Source organism: uncultured Bradyrhizobium sp. (assembly GCF_936943645.1).
Lineage (GTDB): Bacteria > Pseudomonadota > Alphaproteobacteria > Rhizobiales > Xanthobacteraceae > Bradyrhizobium.
Genome location: NZ_CAKZJO010000064.1, coordinates 12,176 through 33,872, shown reverse-complemented (window position 1 = coordinate 33,872; position 21,697 = coordinate 12,176). Strand labels below are relative to the sequence as shown.

At 65.2% G+C, this 21,697-nt stretch carries 24 protein-coding genes; 17 read left to right on the top strand and 7 right to left on the bottom strand.

From position 1 onward, the window contains the following. Nucleotides 1–21 precede the first annotated feature (21 nt). Entirely contained in the window at nucleotides 22–549 is a 528-nt protein-coding gene (locus Q0743_RS18565) for a GNAT family N-acetyltransferase (protein ID WP_298242957.1), read from the bottom strand. Nucleotides 550–792: 243 nt separating this feature from the next. On the opposite strand from Q0743_RS18565, the gene Q0743_RS18560 reads away from it, so the two are divergent. The 11 genes from Q0743_RS18560 to Q0743_RS18510 all read left to right on the top strand — a co-directional run bounded on the left by Q0743_RS18560 (nucleotide 793) and on the right by Q0743_RS18510 (nucleotide 8,927). Further along, nucleotides 793–1,389 (top strand): superoxide dismutase, encoded by a 597-nt coding sequence (locus tag Q0743_RS18560; protein ID WP_014491764.1) that lies wholly within the window; start codon nucleotides 793–795, stop codon nucleotides 1,387–1,389. A gap of 255 nt (nucleotides 1,390–1,644) precedes the next feature. After that, nucleotides 1,645–2,256, top strand: a complete 612-nt coding sequence (locus tag Q0743_RS18555; RefSeq protein ID WP_298242956.1) for a permease — start codon at nucleotides 1,645–1,647, stop codon at nucleotides 2,254–2,256. Then, nucleotides 2,253–2,753, top strand: coding sequence for a hypothetical protein (locus tag Q0743_RS18550; protein ID WP_298242955.1), 501 nt, complete (start codon nucleotides 2,253–2,255; stop codon nucleotides 2,751–2,753). Before Q0743_RS18555 ends, Q0743_RS18550 begins: the two co-directional genes overlap by 4 nt. A gap of 72 nt (nucleotides 2,754–2,825) precedes the next feature. Continuing rightward, the gene (locus Q0743_RS18545) at nucleotides 2,826–3,074 is read left to right on the top strand and encodes a hypothetical protein (protein WP_298242954.1); all 249 of its coding nucleotides are present in this window, start codon (nucleotides 2,826–2,828) and stop codon (nucleotides 3,072–3,074) included. Between the two features lie 2 nt (nucleotides 3,075–3,076). Continuing rightward, on the top strand, nucleotides 3,077–3,832 hold the full coding sequence (locus tag Q0743_RS18540; RefSeq protein ID WP_298242953.1) for an ABC transporter ATP-binding protein: 756 nt from the start codon (nucleotides 3,077–3,079) through the stop codon (nucleotides 3,830–3,832). A 6-nt stretch (nucleotides 3,833–3,838) separates the two neighbouring features. Continuing rightward, nucleotides 3,839–4,708: a metal ABC transporter permease gene (locus Q0743_RS18535; RefSeq protein ID WP_298242952.1), complete on the top strand. Its 870-nt coding sequence runs from the start codon at nucleotides 3,839–3,841 to the stop codon at nucleotides 4,706–4,708. 2 nt (nucleotides 4,709–4,710) lie between these two features. Next, nucleotides 4,711–5,574: a zinc ABC transporter substrate-binding protein gene (locus Q0743_RS18530; protein WP_298242951.1), complete on the top strand. Its 864-nt coding sequence runs from the start codon at nucleotides 4,711–4,713 to the stop codon at nucleotides 5,572–5,574. Between the two features lie 53 nt (nucleotides 5,575–5,627). Continuing rightward, nucleotides 5,628–6,680: a GTP-binding protein gene (locus Q0743_RS18525; protein ID WP_298242950.1), complete on the top strand. Its 1,053-nt coding sequence runs from the start codon at nucleotides 5,628–5,630 to the stop codon at nucleotides 6,678–6,680. Further along, nucleotides 6,680–7,702, top strand: coding sequence for a WD40 repeat domain-containing protein (locus Q0743_RS18520; protein ID WP_298242985.1), 1,023 nt, complete (start codon nucleotides 6,680–6,682; stop codon nucleotides 7,700–7,702). The genes Q0743_RS18525 and Q0743_RS18520 overlap by 1 nt, the downstream gene beginning before the upstream one ends. Nucleotides 7,703–7,775: 73 nt before the next feature. Further along, a complete protein-coding gene (locus Q0743_RS18515) occupies nucleotides 7,776–8,492 on the top strand; it encodes an MgtC/SapB family protein (RefSeq protein WP_298242949.1) in 717 nt (238 codons plus the stop codon). A 102-nt stretch (nucleotides 8,493–8,594) separates the two neighbouring features. Next, nucleotides 8,595–8,927, top strand: a complete 333-nt coding sequence (locus tag Q0743_RS18510; RefSeq protein ID WP_298242948.1) for a hypothetical protein — start codon at nucleotides 8,595–8,597, stop codon at nucleotides 8,925–8,927. 161 nt (nucleotides 8,928–9,088) lie between these two features. On the opposite strand, the gene Q0743_RS18505 is transcribed toward Q0743_RS18510, so the two are convergent. The 5 genes from Q0743_RS18505 to Q0743_RS18485 form a co-directional block, all read right to left on the bottom strand. Continuing rightward, a complete protein-coding gene (locus Q0743_RS18505) occupies nucleotides 9,089–10,531 on the bottom strand; it encodes a homospermidine synthase (protein WP_298242947.1) in 1,443 nt (480 codons plus the stop codon). A gap of 80 nt (nucleotides 10,532–10,611) precedes the next feature. After that, complete coding sequence (locus Q0743_RS18500) at nucleotides 10,612–11,001, bottom strand: RidA family protein (RefSeq protein ID WP_298242946.1); 390 nt, start codon at nucleotides 10,999–11,001, stop codon at nucleotides 10,612–10,614. 143 nt (nucleotides 11,002–11,144) lie between these two features. Beyond that, nucleotides 11,145–11,732, bottom strand: coding sequence for a GNAT family N-acetyltransferase (locus tag Q0743_RS18495; RefSeq protein ID WP_298242945.1), 588 nt, complete (start codon nucleotides 11,730–11,732; stop codon nucleotides 11,145–11,147). A gap of 132 nt (nucleotides 11,733–11,864) precedes the next feature. Continuing rightward, nucleotides 11,865–13,007 (bottom strand): type III PLP-dependent enzyme, encoded by a 1,143-nt coding sequence (locus Q0743_RS18490; RefSeq protein WP_298242944.1) that lies wholly within the window; start codon nucleotides 13,005–13,007, stop codon nucleotides 11,865–11,867. A gap of 675 nt (nucleotides 13,008–13,682) precedes the next feature. Beyond that, entirely contained in the window at nucleotides 13,683–13,937 is a 255-nt protein-coding gene (locus tag Q0743_RS18485) for a hypothetical protein (protein ID WP_298242943.1), read from the bottom strand. 139 nt (nucleotides 13,938–14,076) lie between these two features. On the opposite strand from Q0743_RS18485, the gene Q0743_RS18480 reads away from it, so the two are divergent. The 3 genes from Q0743_RS18480 to Q0743_RS18470 are packed head-to-tail and all read left to right on the top strand — an operon-like array spanning nucleotide 14,077 to nucleotide 17,908. Further along, nucleotides 14,077–16,158 (top strand): M3 family metallopeptidase, encoded by a 2,082-nt coding sequence (locus Q0743_RS18480; protein WP_298242942.1) that lies wholly within the window; start codon nucleotides 14,077–14,079, stop codon nucleotides 16,156–16,158. Next, nucleotides 16,158–16,799, top strand: a complete 642-nt coding sequence (locus Q0743_RS18475) for a DUF1007 family protein (protein ID WP_298242941.1) — start codon at nucleotides 16,158–16,160, stop codon at nucleotides 16,797–16,799. Before Q0743_RS18480 ends, Q0743_RS18475 begins: the two co-directional genes overlap by 1 nt. Continuing rightward, nucleotides 16,790–17,908 carry a nickel/cobalt transporter gene (locus Q0743_RS18470; protein WP_298242940.1) on the top strand — a complete coding sequence of 373 codons (1,119 nt, stop codon included), beginning with the start codon at nucleotides 16,790–16,792 and terminating at the stop codon, nucleotides 17,906–17,908. The genes Q0743_RS18475 and Q0743_RS18470 overlap by 10 nt, the downstream gene beginning before the upstream one ends. Nucleotides 17,909–17,945: 37 nt before the next feature. Here the strand turns inward: Q0743_RS18470 and Q0743_RS18465 are convergent, their stop codons facing one another. Continuing rightward, on the bottom strand, nucleotides 17,946–18,344 hold the full coding sequence (locus tag Q0743_RS18465; RefSeq protein WP_298242939.1) for an MAPEG family protein: 399 nt from the start codon (nucleotides 18,342–18,344) through the stop codon (nucleotides 17,946–17,948). Between the two features lie 81 nt (nucleotides 18,345–18,425). Between Q0743_RS18465 and hemH the strand changes: the two genes are divergently transcribed. The 3 genes from hemH to Q0743_RS18450 all read left to right on the top strand — a co-directional run bounded on the left by hemH (nucleotide 18,426) and on the right by Q0743_RS18450 (nucleotide 21,670). Then, complete coding sequence (hemH, locus tag Q0743_RS18460) at nucleotides 18,426–19,463, top strand: ferrochelatase (protein ID WP_298242938.1); 1,038 nt, start codon at nucleotides 18,426–18,428, stop codon at nucleotides 19,461–19,463. A gap of 4 nt (nucleotides 19,464–19,467) precedes the next feature. Next, nucleotides 19,468–20,436, top strand: a complete 969-nt coding sequence (locus Q0743_RS18455) for an ABC transporter substrate-binding protein (RefSeq protein ID WP_298242937.1) — start codon at nucleotides 19,468–19,470, stop codon at nucleotides 20,434–20,436. A 229-nt stretch (nucleotides 20,437–20,665) separates the two neighbouring features. After that, complete coding sequence (locus tag Q0743_RS18450; RefSeq protein ID WP_298242936.1) at nucleotides 20,666–21,670, top strand: SPFH domain-containing protein; 1,005 nt, start codon at nucleotides 20,666–20,668, stop codon at nucleotides 21,668–21,670. The last annotated feature ends 27 nt before the right edge of the window (nucleotides 21,671–21,697 follow it).

Below are 21,697 nucleotides of genomic sequence, written 5' to 3'. Positions count from 1 at the left end.
CAGCCCTCGCTCACGCAGGGCTCACCAGGGCAGCCCGCATAGGTCGATGGTGCCCAGCGTCGGCGCGCGGACGATGTTGAAGACGTAGGGCGCCATCTCGGTGAAGCGGATCCGCCCCTCCGGCTGTTCGCAATAGACCTCGCCCTTGAATGGCAGCCAGCTCCGGGTCTCGTAGAACGAAAAATTGTGGGGTTCGCAGAACAGCAGGGCGAAGCGAACAGCTTCGTTGGCACGCATGGTGTGAACCGCCGCGTCGATCGCCACGGTGGCGTAGCCGCGGCCGCGCCGGTCCTCGCGCGTGCAGACCCCGCCGATGCCGCCGATATGGACCTTCTGCCCATTCCAGGTGACGGTGCGGAAATAGATGCCGACATGGCAGACCAGGCCATCCTCTGGCGTCTCGATCAGCACGCGCAGATCGGCATTGGCCCATTTCAGGTGAGCCCAGGGCTTGTCCGCAATCCTGTCCGGCCCCCAGACTGCCTGATGCAGGGGCTCTGCGATCTTCCACGAGGCGTCGCCGTTCAGGATGTCGATCTCGATGCTCATGATCTGGTCTTTCGGAGCTCCACTTTGCGATGCATTCGTTCTGTCATAAGCGCTTCAAAGGCAATGATATTTTGCGACAATCGATCTCGCCTGCGGCGAATGTCAGCGCTTGCGTCGATTTTATGCAATCCGGCCCAGCGGTCGCATCGCGCGTTTTCGCAAATTGAAGGTATTTAACGGCCGGGGAACCTTCTATAAGAGTCCCCGTTAAGCCAGTTCCCCATCAGTCGCGGACAAGAACCCATGACCTTTACGCTGCCCCCACTCCCTTACGCCTATGACGCCCTCGGCCAGTTCATGTCGAAGGAGACGCTGGAATTCCACCACGACAAGCATCATCAGGCCTACGTCACCAACGGCAATAACGCGCTCAAGGGGACCGAATGGGAAGGCAAGTCCCTTGAGGAGATCGTCAAGGGCTCGTTCGGCAAGAACCCCGCGGTGTTCAACAACGCCGGCCAGCACTACAACCACATCCACTTCTGGAGCTGGATGAAGCCCAATGGTGGCGGCACCAAGCTGCCGGGCAAGCTCGAGAAGAAGATCAACGAGGACCTCGGCGGCTTCGAGAAGTTCAAGACCGACTTCCAGGCGGCTGGTGTCGGTCAGTTCGGCTCCGGCTGGTGCTGGCTCCAGGTCAAGAACGGCAAGCTTGAGATCTCCAAGACCCCGAACGGCGAGAATCCGCTGGTGCACGGCGCTACCCCGATCCTCGGCTGCGACGTCTGGGAGCACTCCTACTACATCGACTACCGCAACCGCCGCCCTGATTATCTCAAGGCGTTCGTCGAGAACCTCGTGAACTGGGAATACGTCGAGTCCCTGTTCGACAAGGCCTGAGCGTCATTCCGGGGCGCGCGTAGCGCGAGCCCGGAATCCATTCATCCCCTCGGGCTGACGTCCGATGGATTCCGGGCTTGGCGCTGACGCGCCGCCCCGGAATGACGACAAGGGCGGTCGCTCACGCGGCCGCCTTTTTTGCTGTGCGGAATTGCCCTGCGCGGCGTGCGCACAGGTCTGTCATCACACCGTTTGCATCGGGGGAACGCCGCCCTTAATCAGGATGGGCATCACCCTTGAGCCGTTCCACAGCCGTTGTCAGACCCTTCCCCGAAAGCCCCGGCGCCTACCGAGGACCCAGAGTCCGAGCCGCGGCCGGGGCGTGCGCGCAAGCCGATCGGCTGGTCCACGATCATCATCGCGGTTCTGGTCGCGGTGAGTGCCGCCTTGGTCTGGCGGCGTGACGGCACCGACGGCGTCCTGGACATTCTCACGCACGATCTCTCGCTGTTCTCGGGCATCCTGCCGCGCGTGCTCGCCGGCTGCCTGCTCGGCGCCTTGATCTCGGAAATCCTGCCGCACGAGAAAGTCTCGCGCTCGCTGGGGCCGAAATCCGGACTGATGGGCCTTCTGATCGGCACCGCCTTCGGCGCGATCCTGCCCGGCGGTCCGTTCACCGCCTACCCGGTGGCGAGCGCGCTGCTCGCGGTCGGCGCCGATTTCGGTGCCACCATCGCCATGGTCGTGAGCTGGACGCTGATCGGCTATGGCCGGGCGGTGGCCTGGGAAATCCCGATCATGGGCACCGACTTCACGCTGTGGCGGATCCTCATCTCGCTGCCACTGCCGGTGCTCGCAGGGGCGCTCGGCCGCTTCGTCTATGTCCGGCTTTATCCGAAGCTCGCCGCTGAGGACGACGAGACTTGAGCGCGGCGCTTCTCATCGACATCCTGCTGTGGGGCTCGGTGCTCGGCGTCGGGCTGATCGCCTTCCGCCGCGGCCCGACGGTGTTCAAGGCCTCGCTGCGCGAAGGCGCGATGGACTTCGTCAACATCGTGCCGCGCATCGCGCTCGGGGTGATCGGCTCGGGCTACATCGCCGCCATCATCCCGCAGGAGGTGATCACCGGCTGGCTCGGGCCGGACAGCGGCTGGCTCGGGGTTGCGAGCGCCGTGCTCGCCGGCGCGGCCACGCCCGGCGGGCCCGTAATCGGCTTCTCGATCGGCACGGTGGCGCTGAAATCGGGCGGCGGGGTGCCCCAGGTGGTCGCCTATGTCGTGGCCTGGGCCCTGTTCGCCTTCCAGCGGGTCATCCTGTGGGAAATCCCGTTCATGCCGGCCCGTTTCGTCTGGTTCCGCTGCGCGGTGTCGGTGCCGTTCCCGTTCGTGGCGGCGGCCATCGCGATGGTGATCGGCAAGCCGTGAGGCTGGCCGTGGATGCTTTGGAACGGCACCCCAGCCGTGGACAGGCGTAATGTTATAATGTAACGTTCTGGCATGGTTCCCGCCGCGTCCCACGCCCATCCTCACGACCACGCTCATGGCCATTCCCATGGTCATTCGCACGACCACGGACATTCGCATGGGCACGACCACACTCATGCCCACGTCCATGATGCGGCCTCGCCACACCCCGCCCAGGCGGCGCCCTGGTCGATCCTGCGCATGACCATGGCGGGCCGCCTCGCGGCAGCGCTCGCCGTCTGCGTCGTGCTCTGGAGCGTGGTCTTCCTGGCGATGAGATGACGATGGCGGCGCTCCACTTTCACAACGTCACGCTGGGCTATGACCGGCATCCGGCCGTGCATCATCTCAGCGGCGAGGTTGCGCGAGGCGCGCTGGTCGCCGTGATCGGTCCGAACGGTGCCGGCAAGTCCACACTGTTGCGTGGCATCGTCGGCATCCTCAAGCCGCTCGACGGCAGCATCCATCTCGGCGGGCTCGACAGCAGGGACGTCGCCTATCTGCCGCAGAGCGCGGAGATCGACCGCAGCTTCCCGATCTCGGTGTTCGATTTCGTCGGGACCGGACTGTGGCGCGGCACGGGCTTGTTCGGTGGTATCGGCAAAGCCGCGCGCGAAAAGATCCTGCGCGCGATCGCGTCCGTCGGCCTCAATGGCTTCGAGAACCGCCCGATCGGCACGCTCTCGGGCGGCCAGATGCAGCGGGTGCTGTTCGCGCGCGTGGTGCTTCAGGACGCCAGCCTGATCGTGCTCGACGAGCCCTTCAACGCCATCGACAGCAAGACCACCGCCGACCTGCTCGCGCTGGTCAAGCAGTGGCACGGCGAGGGCCGCACGGTGCTGGCCGCGCTGCACGACATGGAGATGGTGCGCAACCATTTCAGCCAGACGCTGGTGCTGGCGCGTGGCCCCGTGGCGTGGGGGCCGACGGCGGAGGTGCTGACGCCGGAAAACCTGCTGGTCGCGATGCGGATGTGCGAGGCCTTCGACGACAGCGCCGCGGCCTGCGCCGCCGATGACGTCAGCTCGCGGGCGGCCTGAGATCAGATGCTTTACGACGCGCTGATCGGCCCGTTCACCGAATTCGAGTTCATGCGGCGGGCGCTTGCCGCCGTGATCGCGCTCTCGCTCGCGGGCGCGCCGATCGGCGTGTTCCTGATGCTGCGCCGGATGAGCCTCGTCGGCGATGCCATGGCACATGCGATCCTGCCCGGCGCCGCCGTGGGCTTCCTGCTCTCCGGCCTCAATCTGTTCGCGATGACGGCCGGCGGCCTGATCGCCGGCTTTGCCGTTGCAATCCTCGCCGGCGTGGTTGCGCGCTCGACCGGCCTGAAGGAGGACGCGTCGCTCGCGACCTTCTATCTGGCTTCGCTCGCGCTCGGCGTGACCATCGTCTCGATCAAGGGCACCAATATCGACCTGCTGCATGTGCTGTTCGGCAACATCCTCGCGATGGACGACCAGACGCTGCTGGTGGTCGCCTTCAACGCTACGGTGACGCTGCTGGTGCTCGCCGTGATCTATCGTCCTCTGGTGATCGAGAGCGTCGATCCCCTGTTCCTGCGCACCGTGAGCCGGGCCGGCGGCCCCGCGCATCTCGCCTTTCTTGCGCTGGTCGTCATCAACCTCGTCAACGGCTTCCAGGCGCTCGGCACGCTGCTGGCGGTGGGATTGATGATCCTGCCGGCGGGCATCGCCCGGTTCTGGTCGCGTGATCTCACGGCCATGATCTGCATCGCGGTCGTCGCCGCGGCGGCTTCCGGCTATGCCGGCCTCGTGCTGTCGTTCCAGACCCGCGTGCCATCGGGGCCTGCGATCATTCTGGTCGCGACCGTCATCTATATCGTTTCGGTCCTGTTCGGCCGCGTCGGCGGCGTGGTCAGGCAGCTGTTTCCCGGCCGGCATCTGGAGGCGTGACGATGCGCTTCCTCTTGCTCGTCGCCTTGCTGCTCATCGCCTCGCCGCTGCACGCGGCGGAGCGGCTCAATGTCGTCGCGAGCTTCTCGATCCTCGCCGACTTCGTCCGCAATGTCGGGGGTGACCGCATCAATCTGACGACACTGGTCGGCGCCGATAGCGACGTCCATGTCTACACACCGGCGCCCGGCGATGCGAAGCGTATTGCTGCGGCCAGGCTCGTCATCGTCAACGGGCTTGGGCTGGAGGGTTGGTTGCCGCGCCTCGTGCAGTCCGCCGGCAGCAAGGCCATTGTCGTTACCGTCAGCGCCGGCATCGCGCCCCTCAAGCTCGGTTCGGCCGCCGATCCGCACGCCTGGCAGTCCATCCCCAACGTCAAAATCTACGTGGCTGACATCGCCAAGGCGCTGGCTGCCGCCAATCCGGATGACGCGGCGTTCTTCAGTGCCCAGGCCCAGGCCTATCTGGACAAGCTCGAAACACTCGATCGCGAGGTCCGCGAGGCCGTCGCCAAAATTCCGCCCGAACGGCGCAAGGTGATCTCCACCCACGACGCCTTCGGCTATTTTTCCGCCGAATACGGTATCCGGTTCATCGCCCCCCTCGGCGTCTCCACCGAAACCGAGCCGAGCGCGCGGGACATTGCGGCCATCATCGGCCAGATCAAGGCCCAGAAGATCCCGGCCGTATTCCTCGAGAATATCAGCGACGACCGGCTGATCCGGCGGATTGCCGCGGAGACCGGGGCCAAGGTCGGCGGGACCCTGATTTCCGACGGTTTGACCGGCGAAAAGGGGCTTGCACCCACTTACATTGATATGGTCAGGCACAATATAAAGGCCCTGACCAGCGCGCTTGACCATTAGGGCAGGGGCCACCCCGCCTCGCGTCGCGCGACCAGCCTACGTCCGGAGTTCTTATGTCTGAAGCGACCGCCTCCAAAATTCCCGTGACCGTGCTGACCGGCTATCTCGGCGCCGGCAAGACCACGCTTTTGAACCGCATCCTGTCGGAGAACCACGGCAAGAAATACGCCGTCATCGTCAACGAATTCGGCGAGATCGGCATCGACAACGACCTCATCATCGGCGCCGATGAGGAAGTGTTCGAGATGAACAACGGCTGCATCTGCTGCACCGTGCGCGGCGACCTCGTGCGCATCATGGACGGGTTGATGAAGCGCAAGGGCAAGTTCGACGCCATCATCGTCGAGACCACCGGCCTTGCCGATCCCGCGCCGGTCGCCCAGACCTTCTTCGTCGACGAGGACGTGCAGAAGAACGCCCGGCTCGACGCGGTGGTCACGGTCGCCGACGCCAAATGGCTGTCCGATCGTCTCAAGGACGCGCCCGAGGCCAAGAACCAGATCGCCTTCGCCGATGTCATCGTTCTCAACAAGACCGATCTCGTCAACAAGGGCGAGCTGGCCGAAGTCGAGGCCCGCATCCGCGGCATCAATCCCTATGCGAAGCTGCATCGCACCGAGCGCTGCTCGGTGGCGCTGGCCGACGTGCTCGACCGCGGCGCGTTCGACCTCGACCGCATCCTCGACATCGAGCCGGATTTCCTCGAAGCCGGCGACGATCATGACCACGACCATGATCATCACCACCATCACGGCCACGACCATCATCACCATGATCACGGCCACGGCCTGAAGCATTATCACGACGAGGACATGCAGTCGCTGTCGCTCAAGACCGACAAGCCGCTCGATCCCAACGTGTTCATGCCCTGGCTGCAGAATTTGGTGCAGGTCGAGGGCGGGAAGATCCTGCGCTCCAAGGGCATCCTCGCCTTCCACGACGACGACGACCGCTACGTCTTCCAGGGCGTCCACATGATGCTGGAGGGCGACCACCAGCGGAAGTGGAAGGAGGGCGAGAAACGCGAGAGCCGCCTCGTCTTCATCGGCCGCGAATTGCCGGAAAAGGCCATTCGCGAGGGTTTCGAGAGCTGCATCGTCTCGTGATGAAAGAGTTCACGCCGGCCCCCGATTCCGCCTCGATCGTCTCCGTCACCGACCGGGTGAAGCCTGTTGCGCTCGGCATGGGCGTGACATCGGTGTACTTCCTCGGCGACCGCGCCGCTTTCGTCGGGGGCGAGGAGAACGTCGCCTTCGTCGACGGCCAGGGAGAGGTCACCAAGGTCGCCGTGCACGGCGGCGGCATTCTCTCAGCCGCTTCCGACGGCAAGCGTATCGTCATGGGCGGCGACGACGGCAAGGTCGTCGCGCTCGACGCCAGGGGCGAGGTGACGCTGCTCGCCACCGATCCGAAGCGGCGCTGGATCGACGCGGTCGCGCTGCAGGCCGACGGCGGCGCCTTCGCCTGGTCGGCCGGCAAGGTCGCGACCGTCAAGAGCGGCAAGGCCGAGGAGAAGTCGCTCGAGGTGCCCTCGACCGTCGGCGGGCTCGCCTTCGCGCCGAAGGGGCTGCGGCTTGCGATCGCGCATTACAACGGCGCGACGCTGTGGTTTCCGAATATGGAAGGCTCGGCCGAATTCCTGCCCTGGGCCGGCTCGCATCACGCCGTCACTTTCAGCCCCGACAACAAATTCCTGGTCACCGCGATGCACGAGCCGGCGCTGCATGGCTGGCGGCTCGCCGACAACAGGCACATGCGCATGACCGGTTATCCCGGCCGCGTCCGCTCGATGTCCTGGAGCGCGGGCGGCAAGGGCCTGGCGACCTCGGGCGCCGACACGGTCATCATATGGCCGTTCGGCAGCAAGGACGGTCCGATGGGCAAGGAGCCCGCGATGCTCGCGCCGCTGCAGGCGCGCGTGGCGGTGGTTGCCTGCCATCCCAAGAACGACATCCTCGCTGCCGGCTACAGCGACGGCACCGTGCTGATGGTGCGGCTGGAGGACGGCGCGGAGATCCTGGTCCGCCGCAACGGCACGCCCCCCGTCGCCGCGATCGGCTGGAACGCCAAGGGCACGCTGCTGGCATTCGCCGACGAAAATGGGGACGGCGGACTTCTCGAGCTTTAATTCGTCATCGTTCAGGTCATAGGGTGGGCCAGGGCGCTGTTGCGCCGTGCCTATCCTGCGACGGCTCACATTCATGCGCTTTCTCACGACCTTCCAACTGGGCGATTTCGCCGACACGCTCATCAGCCTGACCGCGGCCTTCGTGCTAGGCACGCTGATCGGCGCCGAGCGGCAATATCGCCAGCGTACCGCCGGCCTGCGCACCAACGTGCTGGTCGCAGTGGGAGCTGCCGCCTTCGTCGATCTCGCCATGCAGCTGGACAATGCCGAGGGCGCGGTGCGGGTGATCGCCTATGTCGTGTCCGGCATCGGCTTTCTCGGCGCCGGCGTCATCATGAAGCAGGGCATGGACGTGCGCGGGCTCAACACCGCGGCGACGCTATGGGCCTCGGCCGCGGTGGGCTCCTGCGCCGGTGCCGACATGGTCGCGCAAGCGGCCGCGCTGACGGTCTTCGTCATCGCCGGAAACACCATGCTGCGCCCGCTGGTCAATGCCATCAACCGCATCCCGCTGAACGAGAAGGCGCTGGAGGCGACCTACTATTTCAAGCTTGCGGTCGCGGCCGATGCCTTGCCGGACATGCGCGATCGCCTCGTCGAGAAGCTCGAGGGCGCGAAATATCCGGTGGCGGGCATCGAGGTCGTCGAACTCGGCGAGGACATGCTGGAGATCGTCGCCAAGCTGGTCGCGAACGCAGTCGATCCGAACGAGCTGAACGCGGCGGCAACCGATCTGCAGCATCTGCCGGGCGTGCGGCACGCGACCTGGGAAGTCAGCACGACGGAGTAAGGGCGTCATTTTGGCGCGCGAACGGTCAGGTTCCCACCCCACCGGACACGGAACCGCAGCGCTGCCACTTCGTTGATCCCGCAGACAAATGCGGTGATCGACATGACCGGCAATGACAAGCGCAGACTGAAACTGGACTTCATCATCGCCTGCACGCTGTTTGCGGCCGGCGTGGTGATATCGGGCGTATCGATTGCGCAAATCCGCGCCGAAAGCCGGATGCAGCTGGCGCAGGCAACCCCGCCGCTGCAGGGCACGCCGTCGGACGATCAGAACAAGCCCGCGGAAGCCAAGCCCGGCGGCGACCGGCCGACCACGCCGGCGCCGGAGCCTGCGCGTCCCGATCCGCAGACGCAGGGTGCGGCGGGCGCCGCCAAACCGGCACTGCCGCCGGCTCCGGCCGAGAAGATCGCGCCGCCGATTGAGAAGAAGTAGCTGGCGGCTACGCGCCCATCCAAGCACTCGGTGTCATCCCCGCGAAGGCGGGGGATCCAGTATTCCAGAGACGGAGCGTGGATACGGATGGGCCGCGGCGTACTGGATGCCCCGCCTCCGCGGGGCATGACAGTTGTTGGTGAGGCGAGGCGCGTCGCCCCTCACCGCACCAGGATATTCCTGAACTGCCAGGGATCGCTGGTGTCGATATCCTCCGGGAACAGTCCGGGCCGATCCGTCAGCGGCGTCCAGTCGGTGTAATAGCCCTTCACCGGGCCGAGATACGGCAGCTGGATTTCCAGCAGGCGCTCGAAATCCATCTCGTCGGCTTCGACGATGCCTTCCCTCGGGTTTTCCAGTGCCCACACCATGCCGCCGAGGACGGCGGAGGTCACCTGGAGACCGGTCGCGTTCTGGTAGGGCGCCAGCGCGCGGGTCTCTTCGATCGAGAGCTGCGAGCCATACCAATAGGCATTGTTGTCGTGGCCGAACAGGAGCACGCCGAGCTCGTCGATGCCGTCGACGATCTCGTTCTCGTCGAGGATGTGGTGCTTCTCCTGCATCTTGGCGGCGCGCCCGAACATCTCGTGCAGGGACAGCACCGCATCGTCGGCGGGATGATAGGCATAGTGGCAGGTCGGCCGGAAGATCGCCTTGCCCGAGGCGTCGCGCACGGTGAAGTAATCCGAGATCGAGATCGACTCGTTGTGGGTGACGAGGAAGCCGTATTGCGCGCCGCGGGTCGGGCACCAGGTGCGCACGCGCGTGTTGGCGCCGGGCTGCATCAGGTAGATGGCCGCGCCGCAGCCGGCTTCATGCGTCTTCGCATTCTCGGGCATCCATTTTTCATGAGTGCCCCAGCCGAGCTCGGACGGCTGCACGCCTTCCGACAGGAAGCCTTCCACCGACCAGGTGTTGACGAAGACGTCGGGCTCTTTCGGCTTCTTCGAGCGCTGGGTGTCGCGCTCGGCGATGTGGATGCCCTTGATGCCGGCCTGCCGCATCAGATCCGCCCACTCGGCGCGGGTCTTCGGCTTGGGGGCATTGAGCTTCAGATCGGCGGCGACGTTGAGCAGCGCCTGCTTGACGAAGAAGGAGACCATGCCGGGATTGGCACCGCAGCAGGAGACGGCCGTGGTCGAGCCGGCCGCGCGCGCCTTCTTGGCCGCCAGCGTCACCTCGCGCAGCGCGTAATTGGAGCGGGCTTCCGGGCCCTTCGAGGAATCGAAATAGAAGCCGAGCCAGGGCTCGTTGACGGTGTCGATATAGAGCGCGCCGAGCTCGTTGCAGAGCTCCATGATGTCGGTCGAACCGGTGTCGACCGAGAGATTGACGCAAAAGCCCTGGCCGCCGCCTTCGGTGAGCAGCGGGGACAGCAATTCGCGATAATTGTCTTTTGTCACGGCCTTCTGGATAAAGCGGACATTGTGCTTCTCACAATGCGCCTTGCGGCCCTCGTCCTTGGGATCGATCACGGTGACGCGCGACTTGTCGTAGTCGAGATGCCGCTCGATCAGCGGCAGCGTGCCTTTGCCGATGGAGCCGAAGCCGACCATGACGATGGGACCGGTGATCTTCGCGTAGATCTGCGAGGGAGGGCTCATGGAACGGATTCTCCGGAACGTGCTGGCGGGCAAAGGGTGGGGTGGATCAGGCGCTGCGGGACTTGGTGCCGCGGCGCTTTTTAGGTGCTGCGGCGCTTGGCGGTGACTTCGATCTCGACCTTCATCTCGGGCTTGGCGAGGGCGCTGACGACCAGCAAGGTCGCGGCCGGCCTGATGTTGCCGAGAACCTCGCCGCAGACGGCGAAGTGGGCATCGATGAAGCTGGTGTCGGTGACGTAATAGGTCGCACGGACGATGTCGGCCATCTCGAATCCGCCCTCCTTCAGGGCGGCTTCGATGGTCTTGAAGCAGTTGCGTGACTGGCTCGTGACATCCGCCGGCATGGTCATCGTGGTGTAGTCATAGCCGGTGGTTCCCGCGACGAAGGCGAAATCACCGTCGATCACGGCACGGCTGTAGCCGACGGACTTCTCGAGCGGAGAGCCGGTGGAGATCAGGCGACGGGACATGGCTTGGACCTCGGCTGAAGGGTGTTTCGCGGGGTTAAAGGGCGTTTCCGGGGTCTGCGCAACCCCCAAGGATTGGGTCTGGCGCAGGCGCGGCCGGGCACTGCCGCGGACGCGGCTGCGGCCGACACCATCAAGGCGATGTCTTAGGCCGCGCGCGCCTGGAGAGGACGAACCGACCTCCGTTTGGCCAGCGCCGCGCCGGTTGGGACGATCATCCCTTCGGCACCGTCCAGTGCGCCGTCGGTGAACTCGATCGCCAGCAGACGGTCGCGCTCGAACGGCCCGGGCAGCGACAGCGCAGCCGTCTTTTCGCCCGAAAAGCCGAAGCGGGCGTAATAGGGGGCGTCGCCGAGCAGGATCACGGCGTCATGCCCGCGCGCCCGGGCGGCGGCCAGCGCTTGTTGCATCAGCGCGGCGCCGATCCCGAGCTCGCGGCAGGCAGGGTCCACCGCCAGCGGTCCGAGGACCAGAGCGGGCCTGCCTCCGGCGCTGACGTGCCACAGCCGCACGGTTCCCACGAGCTTGCCCTCGCGCACGGCCGACAGGGCAAGGCCCGTGGCAGGCGCACGTCCGTCACGGAGGCGCTGGCAGGTGCGGTCGTGGCGGTTCTCGCCAAAGCACGCATCAAGCAGCGCTTCACGCATCGCGACGTCGGCAGCGCGTTCCGCACGGATCACGAACGGAGCGGCTTTCGAGGTGAGGGCGATCTGTGGCTTCCGAAAAGCAGTCATGGCGCATCAGTCCCCGCTTGAACGGGCGTGCGCGCAGCACGCCTGTTCAAGGCGTCGTCAGAATCGAGATGTCAGGGAGGAGCCGGCAAGCCGGCTCCCGGGTTCGTGAGGCCTCGGGAAACGAGAGGCGGATCAGATGTGGTACGTCTTCAGCGGCGGGATGCCGTTGAACGCCACCGACGAGTAGGTCGACGTATAGGCCCCGGTGCCTTCGATCAGAACCTTGTCGCCGATCTCCAGCGTCACCGGGAGCGGATACGGGTTCTTCTCGTACAGCACGTCGGCGCTGTCGCAGGTCGGACCTGCAAGCACGCACGGCGTCATGTCCGCGCCGTCGTGACGGGTGCGGATGGCGTAACGGATCGACTCGTCCATCGTCTCGGCGAGACCGCCGAACTTGCCGATGTCCAGGTACACCCAGCGCACCTCGTCCTCGTCGCTCTTCTTCGAGATGAGCACGACCTCGGATTCGATGATGCCGGCGTTACCCACCATGCCGCGGCCCGGCTCGATGATGGTCTCCGGAATCTGGTTGCCGAAGTGCTTGCGCAGCGCGCGGAAGATCGAGCGGCCGTAGGTCACGACCGGCGGCACGTCCTTCAGGTACTTGGTCGGGAAGCCGCCGCCCATGTTGACCATGGAGAGGTTGATGCCGCGCTCGGCGCAGTCGCGGAACACCTGCGAGGCCATCGCCAGCGCACGGTCCCACGCCTTCACCTTGCGCTGCTGCGAGCCGACATGGAAGGAGATGCCGCACGGCTCCAGGCCCAGGCGCTTGGCGGCGTCGAGCACCTCGACGGCCATTTCCGGGTCGCAGCCGAACTTGCGCGACAGCGGCCACTCGGCGCCGGCGCAGTCATAGAGGATGCGGCAGAACACCTTCGCGCCGGGCGCGGCGCGGGCGATCTTCTCGACCTCGGGAACGCAATCGACCGCGAACAGCCGGATGCCGAGCGCGAAGGCGCGCGCGATGTCGCGCTCCTTCTTGATCGTATTGCCGAAGGAGATGCGGTCGGGCGTCGCACCGGCCGCCAGCGCCATCTCGATCTCGGCGACGGTTGCGGTGTCGAAGCAGGAACCCATGGACGCCAGCAGCGCCAGCACTTCCGGCGCCGGGTTCGCCTTGACGGCATAGAACACGCGGCTGTCGGGGAGCGCCTTGGCGAAGGTCTGGTAATTGTCGCGCACGACCTCGAGGTCGACGACGAGGCACGGCTCGGTGTCGAGGCCATCCTGGCGGCGGTTGCGCAGGAATTCCTGGATACGTTCGGTCATAGCACTCTCCAAAGCGGCCCCAGCGACGGAGCTCGTTCAAAGTGGTTCTCGGACGAGGGTGCTTCGCCGCTGCCGCACGATGGAGACGCGACAGGGCTAAACCCCTAGACCGAATTGTGCTGCCGTGGATTGGTTGGGAGAGCTTCCCGCCCGCACACCTGGCAATGAAGGACAAGCCTTTTCAGTAGCCCGCGCCGGCGTTGGACTGCCGGTAGAGACCAAAAAAGCCCGATCCGTCGTTGCTTTAAGTCGCGTCCCCCGTTGAGAGCGGGGTGCGCCGGTTCGCCTCCGGCTGCCAGTCACGGTTGCAAAAAGTGAAGTCACCTTCGACAAGGCATCTCTTTGAGAGAGATGCTGGGCGCTCCGGGTTTGCTTTCGTCTTCCGGCGATGAGCCTTCCGACTTCTGCACTTCCGAAGAGCCCCTCGGCTTCTTCACCCCTTGGCGGCTGTCCGGCCTCTTGTCCGGATACCTACCGACTGACACACGACCACAGGCACGTGCGAAATTGGGCAAGTCCGCACATAAGCGTTTTGACTCTGCTTCGCAAGAATTTTTTTAGGCTGCGAACAGAATTGCCTAACATCTGCTTGCGCGGTGTTGCGCGAGCGACGCGGAAGATGAACGCGCGTTAAGTTTTTCGTGGCAGCGCGCGCTCGTCGCGCGCGAAGAAGCGTCAGCCGCGCTTCGTGAAAGGCTCGACGCGCCGAGCCGCGCGGATGAACGCTGTCATCACGAGCACGCCGAGTGCGAACAGCACGGCCTGCAGGATGTGCGTGCCCTGCTCGCCGAGCCCCATCAGGATCGCGAGCGCCCAGCCGCCGGCGAACGCCGCGCCGAACACCTCTGCGCCGATCAGGATGGCGGCGCTGATGACGGTGATGACGCTGGGCCAGACGATCCGGCGGGAGGACGAGGAAGTCGCGTTCATGAGCTCTGGGGTCCGTGGTCTGTCGAGGGCCGCAATCTCCCCGAAAAGGCGGCCGGGAGCAAGGCCAAATGGCCCAAAAAAGCCCCATCGCGTGCTATAGCTGGCCGCAACAATCGACCCATGAAAATCGGGACTTGCGATGTCAGAACCCCGCCAAACTACGGACTCCGAGACCAATCCGCTGCTGAAGGCCTGGGTGACGCCGTTTGCGACCCCGCCCTTCGACGAGATCAAGCCGGAGCATTTCCTCCCGGCCTTCGAGCAGGCCTTCGCCGACCACTCCGCCGAGATCGCGGCGATCACCAATGATCCGGCCGCGCCGGACTTCGCCAACACCGTCACGGCGCTGGAGCGCTCCGGCAAGCTGCTGAGCAAGGTCGCTTCGGTGTTCTACGACCTCGTCTCGGCGCATTCCAACCCGGCCATCCTGGAGATCGACAAGCAGGTCTCCTTGCGGATGGCGCGGCACTGGAATCCGATCATGATGAACGCCGTGCTGTTTGGCCGCATCGCCCAGCTGCACGAGAACCGCGCCAATCTCGGTCTGTCGCCCGAGCAGCTTCGCCTGCTGGAGCGCACCTACACCCGCTTCCACCGCGCCGGCGCCGGCCTCTCCGAGGAGGCCAAGACACGGATGGCCGAGATCAACGAGAGGCTGGCCCAGCTCGGCACGGGGTTCAGCCATCATCTGCTCGGCGACGAGCAGGAGTGGTTCATGGAGCTTGGCGAGGCCGACCGCCAGGGCCTGCCGGAGAGCTTCGTCGCCAGCGCCAAGGCTGCGGCGGAAGAGCGCGGCATGGAAGGCAAGGCCATCGTCACGCTGTCGCGCTCCTCGGTCGAACAGTTCCTGAAGAGCTCGGCGCGGCGCGATCTGCGCGAGAAGGTCTACAAGGCCTTCATCGCGCGCGGCGACAATGGCAACGCCAACGACAACAACGCGACCATCGTCGAGGTCCTGAAGCTGCGTGAGGAGAGCGCCAATCTCCTCGGCTATCCGACCTATGCCGCCTACCGGCTCGAGGATTCCATGGCCAAGACGCCGGATGCGGTGCGGAGCCTATTGGAGCGGGTCTGGAAGCCGGCGCGCGCCCGGGCGCTCGCCGACCGCGACGAGATGCAGGCGCTGATCACGACGGAGGGCGGCAATTTCAAGCTCGCCCCCTGGGACTGGCGCTTCTACGCCGAAAAGCTGCGCCTTCAGCGCGCCAATTTCGACGATTCCGCGATCAAGCCATACCTCGCGCTCGACCACATGATCGAGGCCGCCTTCGATTGCGCCACGCGCCTGTTCGGCGTCACCTTCGAGGAGCGCAAGGACGTCCCGGTCTGGCATCCCGACGTCCGGGTCTGGGAGATGAAGGGGCCGGACGGCAAGCACAAGGCGCTGTTCTATGGCGACTACTTCGCCCGCCCGTCAAAGCGCTCCGGCGCCTGGATGACCTCGCTGCGCGACCAGCAGAAGCTCGACGGCGACGTCGCGCCGCTGGTTCTCAACATCTGCAATTTCGCCAAGGGCGCCGACGGCGAGCCCTCGCTGCTGTCGCCCGACGATGCCCGCACCCTGTTCCACGAGTTCGGCCACGGCCTGCACGGCATGCTTTCCAACGTGACCTACCCGTCGCTGTCGGGCACGTCCGTGTTCACCGATTTCGTCGAGCTGCCCTCCCAGCTCTACGAGCACTGGCAGGAGCGGCCCGAGGTGCTGCAGAAGTTTGCCCGTCACTACCAGACCGGAGAGCCGCTGCCCGACGACCTGCTGCAACGGTTCCTTGCCGCGCGAAAATTCAACCAGGGCTTTGCCACGGTCGAGTTCGTCTCTTCGGCGCTGGTCGATCTCGAGTTCCACACCCAGCCGGCCTCCGCCGCGCAGGATGTCCGGGCCTTCGAGAAGCGCGAGCTGGAGAAGATCGGCATGCCCGAGGAGATCGCGCTGCGTCACCGGCCAACGCAGTTCGGTCATATCTTCACCGGCGACCATTATGCGGCCGGCTATTACAGCTACATGTGGTCGGAGGTGATGGACGCCGACGCCTTCGGCGCGTTCGAGGAGGCCGGCGACATCTTCGATCCTGATGTGGCCAAGCGCTTGCACGACGACATCTATGCGAGCGGCGGATCGGTCGATCCGGAAGCCGCCTATGAGGCCTTCCGCGGCCGCCCGCCCGAGCCCGACGCGCTGCTGCGCCGGCGTGGCCTGCTCGACGACACCAAGGCGGCCTGATGGACACGATGCGCCGCCTGTTTGGACTGCTGCTGGCCGTCGCTCTCACGCTCGCCGCCGGCGCGGCAAGCGCGCATCCGCATGTCTGGATCACCGCGACCAGCGAGCTGCTCTATGCCGAGGACGGCAGCATCACCGGCGTTCGCCACGCCTGGACCTTTGACGACATGTTCTCGGCCTATGCGGTGCAGGGGCTCGAGAGCAAGACCAAGGGCGCCTATACGCGCGAGGAATTGGGTCCGCTGGCGCAGACCAACGTTGAGTCGTTGAAGGAATACGCCTATTTCACCTTCGCCAAGGCCGACGGCAAGAAGGAGCGGTTCAACGAGCCGGTCGACTATTTCCTCGATTACAAGGACACGGTGCTGACCCTGCACTTCACGCTGCCGCTGAAGAACCCGGTCAAGCCCAAGCAATTGGTGCTCGAAGTGTTCGACCGTTCCTTCTTCATCGATTTTCAGATGGCCAAGGAGAGCCCGGTCAAGCTGGTCGGCGCGCCCGCCGGCTGCCAGATGAAGCTGGAGCGGCCGAGCGACGGCTCGGCGACCGCGCAGAAGCTTAACGAGCAGACCTTCCTGAACGGCGAAAACTCCAATTTCGGCATGATGTTCGCCAACAAGATCACGGTGGATTGCCCTTGAACAGCCGCCTTCATTCTCCGCTTCTCCGCGGGCTTCTCGCGTGTGTTGCGGCTATCGTCGTGCTCGGCGTCGCTGATGCCGCGCTTCACGATCTCCTCGCGCAAAACCCCTTCGGCGCACCGAAACCCGCGCAAGCAGCCGACTCCGAGGCCAGCGGCCTCATTAGCTGGCTGCTGGCAAAGCAGTCGGAATTCTATCGCCAGATGTCGGCGACGATTCGCGCCGCGAAGTCCGACGGTTCGGCGGTGTGGACGCTGCTCTTCATCTCCTTTGCCTACGGCATCTTCCACGCCGCCGGTCCCGGCCACGGCAAGGCGGTGATCGCCTCCTATCTCGTCGCCAACCGCGAGACCGCGCGGCGCGGTATCGCACTCTCGTTTGCCTCCGCGCTGATGCAGTCGCTGGTGGCGATCCTGATCGTCGGTATTTCGGCCTGGGTGCTGAATGCGACCGCCAAGACCATGTGCAAGGCGGAAGGGGTGATCGAGATCGCGAGCTACGCCCTGATCGCGCTGTTCGGCCTGCGGCTGGTCTGGGTCAAGGGCCGCACGTTCATCCGCGCGCTGCAGGCGGTCCAGCCGGTGCCGGCGATGGCCGGCGTGCCGCACCATCATGATCATCACCATCATCATGATGCCCACGATCATCATGATCACGTTCATGATCACCATCACCGCGATCACGACCATCACCAGCATGCGCATGACCACGTCCATGACGAACATTGCGGCCATTCCCATGGCCCGACGCCGAGCGAGCTGGCCGGCCCCGGCGGCTGGCGGCGCGGTTTTGCTGCGATCCTCACGGTCGGCATCCGCCCCTGCTCGGGTGCCATCCTGGTGCTGGTGTTTGCGCTCGCCCAGGGCCTGTTCTGGGCCGGTATTGCCGCGACCTTCTTGATGGGGCTCGGCACCGCGATCACGGTCGCGACCATTGCGATTGTCGCTGTCTCCGCCAAGGACATCGCCGCCCGCCTCAGCGCCGGGCGCGACGGCGGCGGTGCACTGTTCATGAGAGGCATCGAATTCGCGGCTGCAGGCGTCGTGCTGCTGTTCGGCGCGGGCCTGCTGCTCGGCTACATCGCGGCCGAGCGGACGACATGCTTTTAAGGTGAGCTCTTGCTTACCCTCCAGGGGAGGGTAAGGCTCACACCGGCAGAAACCGCTTCAAGGCCGGCATGAAGAAGATCCCGAGATTGATGGCAAAGCCGATGCTCCAGAGGATCGAGCGCAGCGTCGGGCGGTTGCCGAGATAGGTCAGCACATAGGCGATGCGCACGATCAGGAACAACGCAGCGAGTTCGTCGATCAGCCGCTGCGGCGAATCCCTGAATTCGGCGAGCAGCACCGCGAAGGCGAAGAACGGGAAGGTCTCGATGCCGTTCTGGTGCGCGCCGAGCGCGCGCTGCGACAGGGCATCCTCATAGAAGGCGGGATCGCGCGGCCGGGAATTGTCGAAGCGGCCAAGCCTGATCCATTTGATCGCGGCGATCGTCGACAGATAGAGCAGCAGCGCTCCTAGGACGCACCATTCCGCGAGTGTCATCGTCGCTCCCCGGCTGGGTGCGACCCTAGCGAAACCGGCCTCATCTTGACAAGTTCGGACCAACGCGCGACCCACAGAGCCATGACCAGCGTCGTCCCCATCGAGGCCGGAAGACCGGCCGCCCAATCCGCCTTGCCGCGCGTTGGCGTGCTCCTGATCAATCTCGGAACGCCCGACACGGCCGATGCGCCGGGCGTGCGGGTCTATCTGAAGGAGTTCCTCAGTGACGCCCGCGTCATCGAGGACCAGGGACTGGTCTGGAAGGCCGTGCTGAACGGGATCATCCTGCGCAGCCGTCCCCGCACCAAGGCCCTCGATTACCAGAAGATCTGGAACACCGAGAGGAACGAGTCGCCGCTGAAGACCATCACACGGTCGCAAGCCGACAAGCTCGCCGCTGCGCTGTCGGACCAAGCCCACGTCGTGGTGGACTGGGCGATGCGCTACGGCAATCCCTCGATCAAGTCGGGCATCGATGCGCTGATCGCGAAAGGCTGCGAGCGCATTCTCGCCGTGCCGCTCTATCCGCAATATTCCGCCTCGACCTCGGCCACCGTCTGCGACGAAGTGTTCCGCGTGCTTGCCCGGCTGCGCAACCAGCCGACGCTGCGGGTGACGCCGCCCTATTACGAGGACGCCGCCTATATCGAGGCGCTCGCCGTCTCGATCGAGATGCATCTTGCGACGCTCTCCTTCAAGCCCGAGCTGATCGTCGCATCCTTCCACGGCATGCCGAAATCCTATGTCGACAAGGGCGATCCTTATCGGCAGCACTGCATCGCCACCACCGAGGCGCTGCGCCGCCGGCTCGGCATGGACGAGACAAAGCTGCTGCTGACCTTCCAGTCGCGCTTCGGCAATGACGAGTGGCTGCAGCCCTATACCGACAAGACCATGGAGCGGCTCGCCAAGGAGGGCGTGCGCCGCATCGCAGTGGTGACGCCGGGCTTCTCTGCCGACTGCCTGGAGACGCTGGAGGAGATCGCGCAGGAAAACGCCGAGATCTTCAAGCACAATGGCGGTGAGCAGTTTTCCGCGATCCCCTGCCTCAACGACAGCCAGCCCGGCATGGACGTGATCCGCGCCCTGGTGCTGCGCGAGCTCCAGGGCTGGATATAGCCCCGTGAATCGTCGCGAGCTCCTGACGCTTGGGATGGTCGCGGCGTTGCCGTCCTCCGCGCTGGCGCAGCAATCCGCACGCCGGCTCGGCGTGCTCTCGGTCACGGCGGCCGATGACGTGATCGGACAGACGCGCAGCATGGTCCTGGTCGAGGCGCTCGCCGGCCTGGGCTGGAAGGAGCGCGACAACCTCAAGATCCATTGGCGCGCCGGCGGCGGCGACCGCGCCCGCATTGCGCAGCTGGCCGACGAGCTGATCGCGCTCAAGCCCGACGTCCTGCTCGCGGTCGGCACGCCCTCGGTCGAGGAGCTGCGTCAGCGCACCACGACGATCCCGATCGTGTTCGCCGTGGTCACCGATCCCGTCAGCCAGGGATTTGTCGAGAACCTCGCCCGTCCCGGCGGCAACATCACCGGCTTCACCGACTATGACGGACCCCTGGCCGGCAAATGGCTGGAGATGCTGACGCAGGTCACGCCGAAGGTCTCCCGCGCCTTCGTCGTCCACAATCCCGCCACTGCGCCGTTCGCACCCTTGATGCTGCGTACGATCGAGCAGGCAGCGCGGACCCTCCAGGTGACAGTCGAGCCCGCGCCGGTGAATGACGCCGCCTCCATCGCCGCGCTGGCGTCGCGACGGGATGGCGGCTTCCTGATCCTGCCGGACTTCTTCACCATGGCCAACCGCGCGGATTTGCTCGCCGCGATCAACGAAGCACGCGTGCCGGCGGTGTTCTGGAGCCACACCTTCGTCAAGGAGGGCGGGCTGATGTCCTACAGCACCGACAGCGCCGAGCAGCTCCGCCGCGCCGCAGGTTACATCGATCGCATCCTGAAAGGCGTGCCGCCGGCCGAGCTGCCAGTCCAGAATCCGACCAAGTTCGAGCTCGCGGTCAACCTCAAGACGGCCAAGTCTTTCGGCGTCACGCTGTCGCCAGCTTTGCTCGCGATCGCCGACGACGTCATCGAATGATATCGCCGGGGTTGGGATTCGTTAATTTTGCCGCTAGGTTTGCGTCGGCACGCTTTCAAGAGCCGGTCGCAAATACATATCGTGGCCATTCCCCGCCCGGACGTCTTGTGCAGAATTGGGCCGACACCGACGTGAATTGCGACCGCTGAACCGGTAGGGTCGTGATCCCGACCAATGACAGCGCCGGAAAGGGCCTTTTCCCGGCATCCTTTTCCGGCTTGGAGGAGCTATGAGCGGTTTCGACATTTTCGCGATTGTTCTCGTGTTGCTCGTCATCGTCACGCTGGTTGCCGGCGTGAAGACGGTGCCGCAGGGCTATGACTGGACCATCGAGCGGTTCGGCAAATACACGCAGACGCTGAGCCCCGGGCTCAACCTGATCGTGCCCTATTTCGATCGCGTCGGACGCAAGATCAACATGATGGAGCAGGTGATCGACATTCCCGAGCAGGAGGTCATCACCAAGGACAACGCCACCGTGACGGTGGACGGCGTCGCCTTCTACCAGGTGTTCGATGCCGCCAAGGCGAGCTACGAGGTCGCCAATCTCAACCAGGCGATCACGGTCCTCACCATGACCAACATCCGCTCGGTGATGGGCTCGATGGACCTCGACCAGGTGCTGTCGCACCGCGACGAGATCAACGAGCGCCTGTTGCGGGTGGTCGATGCCGCGGTCTCGCCCTGGGGCGTCAAGGTCAACCGCATCGAGATCAAGGACATCGTGCCGCCCGCCGACCTCGTCGAAGCCATGGGCCGGCAGATGAAGGCCGAGCGCGTCAAGCGCGCCGACATTCTCGCCGCCGAGGGCCAGCGCCAGTCCGAGATCCTGCGCGCCGAGGGCGCCAAGCAGGGCCAGATCCTGCAAGCCGAAGGCCGCAAGGAAGCTGCGTTCCGCGACGCCGAGGCCCGGGAACGTTCCGCGGAAGCCGAGGCCAAGGCAACCCAGATGGTCAGCGATGCGATTTCCAAGGGCGACGTCGCCGCGCTGAACTACTTCATCGCCGACAAATACATCAAGGCGTTCGGCCAGTTCGCGGACGCGCCGAACCAGAAGATCATCATGCTGCCGATGGAAGCCACGAGCATGCTCGGTTCTCTCGCCGGCATCGGCGAGATCGCCAAGGCGACGTTCGGCGAAAGCGCGGCTTCCGCAGCCGCCGCCGCGCGCCGTCCGGGCTCGGTGCCGCCGACCGGCAGCACGCCGCCGGCGGTGCCGCCGCGACAGGGATAGTCACCGGTGCATGTCCCTCTCGAAAGG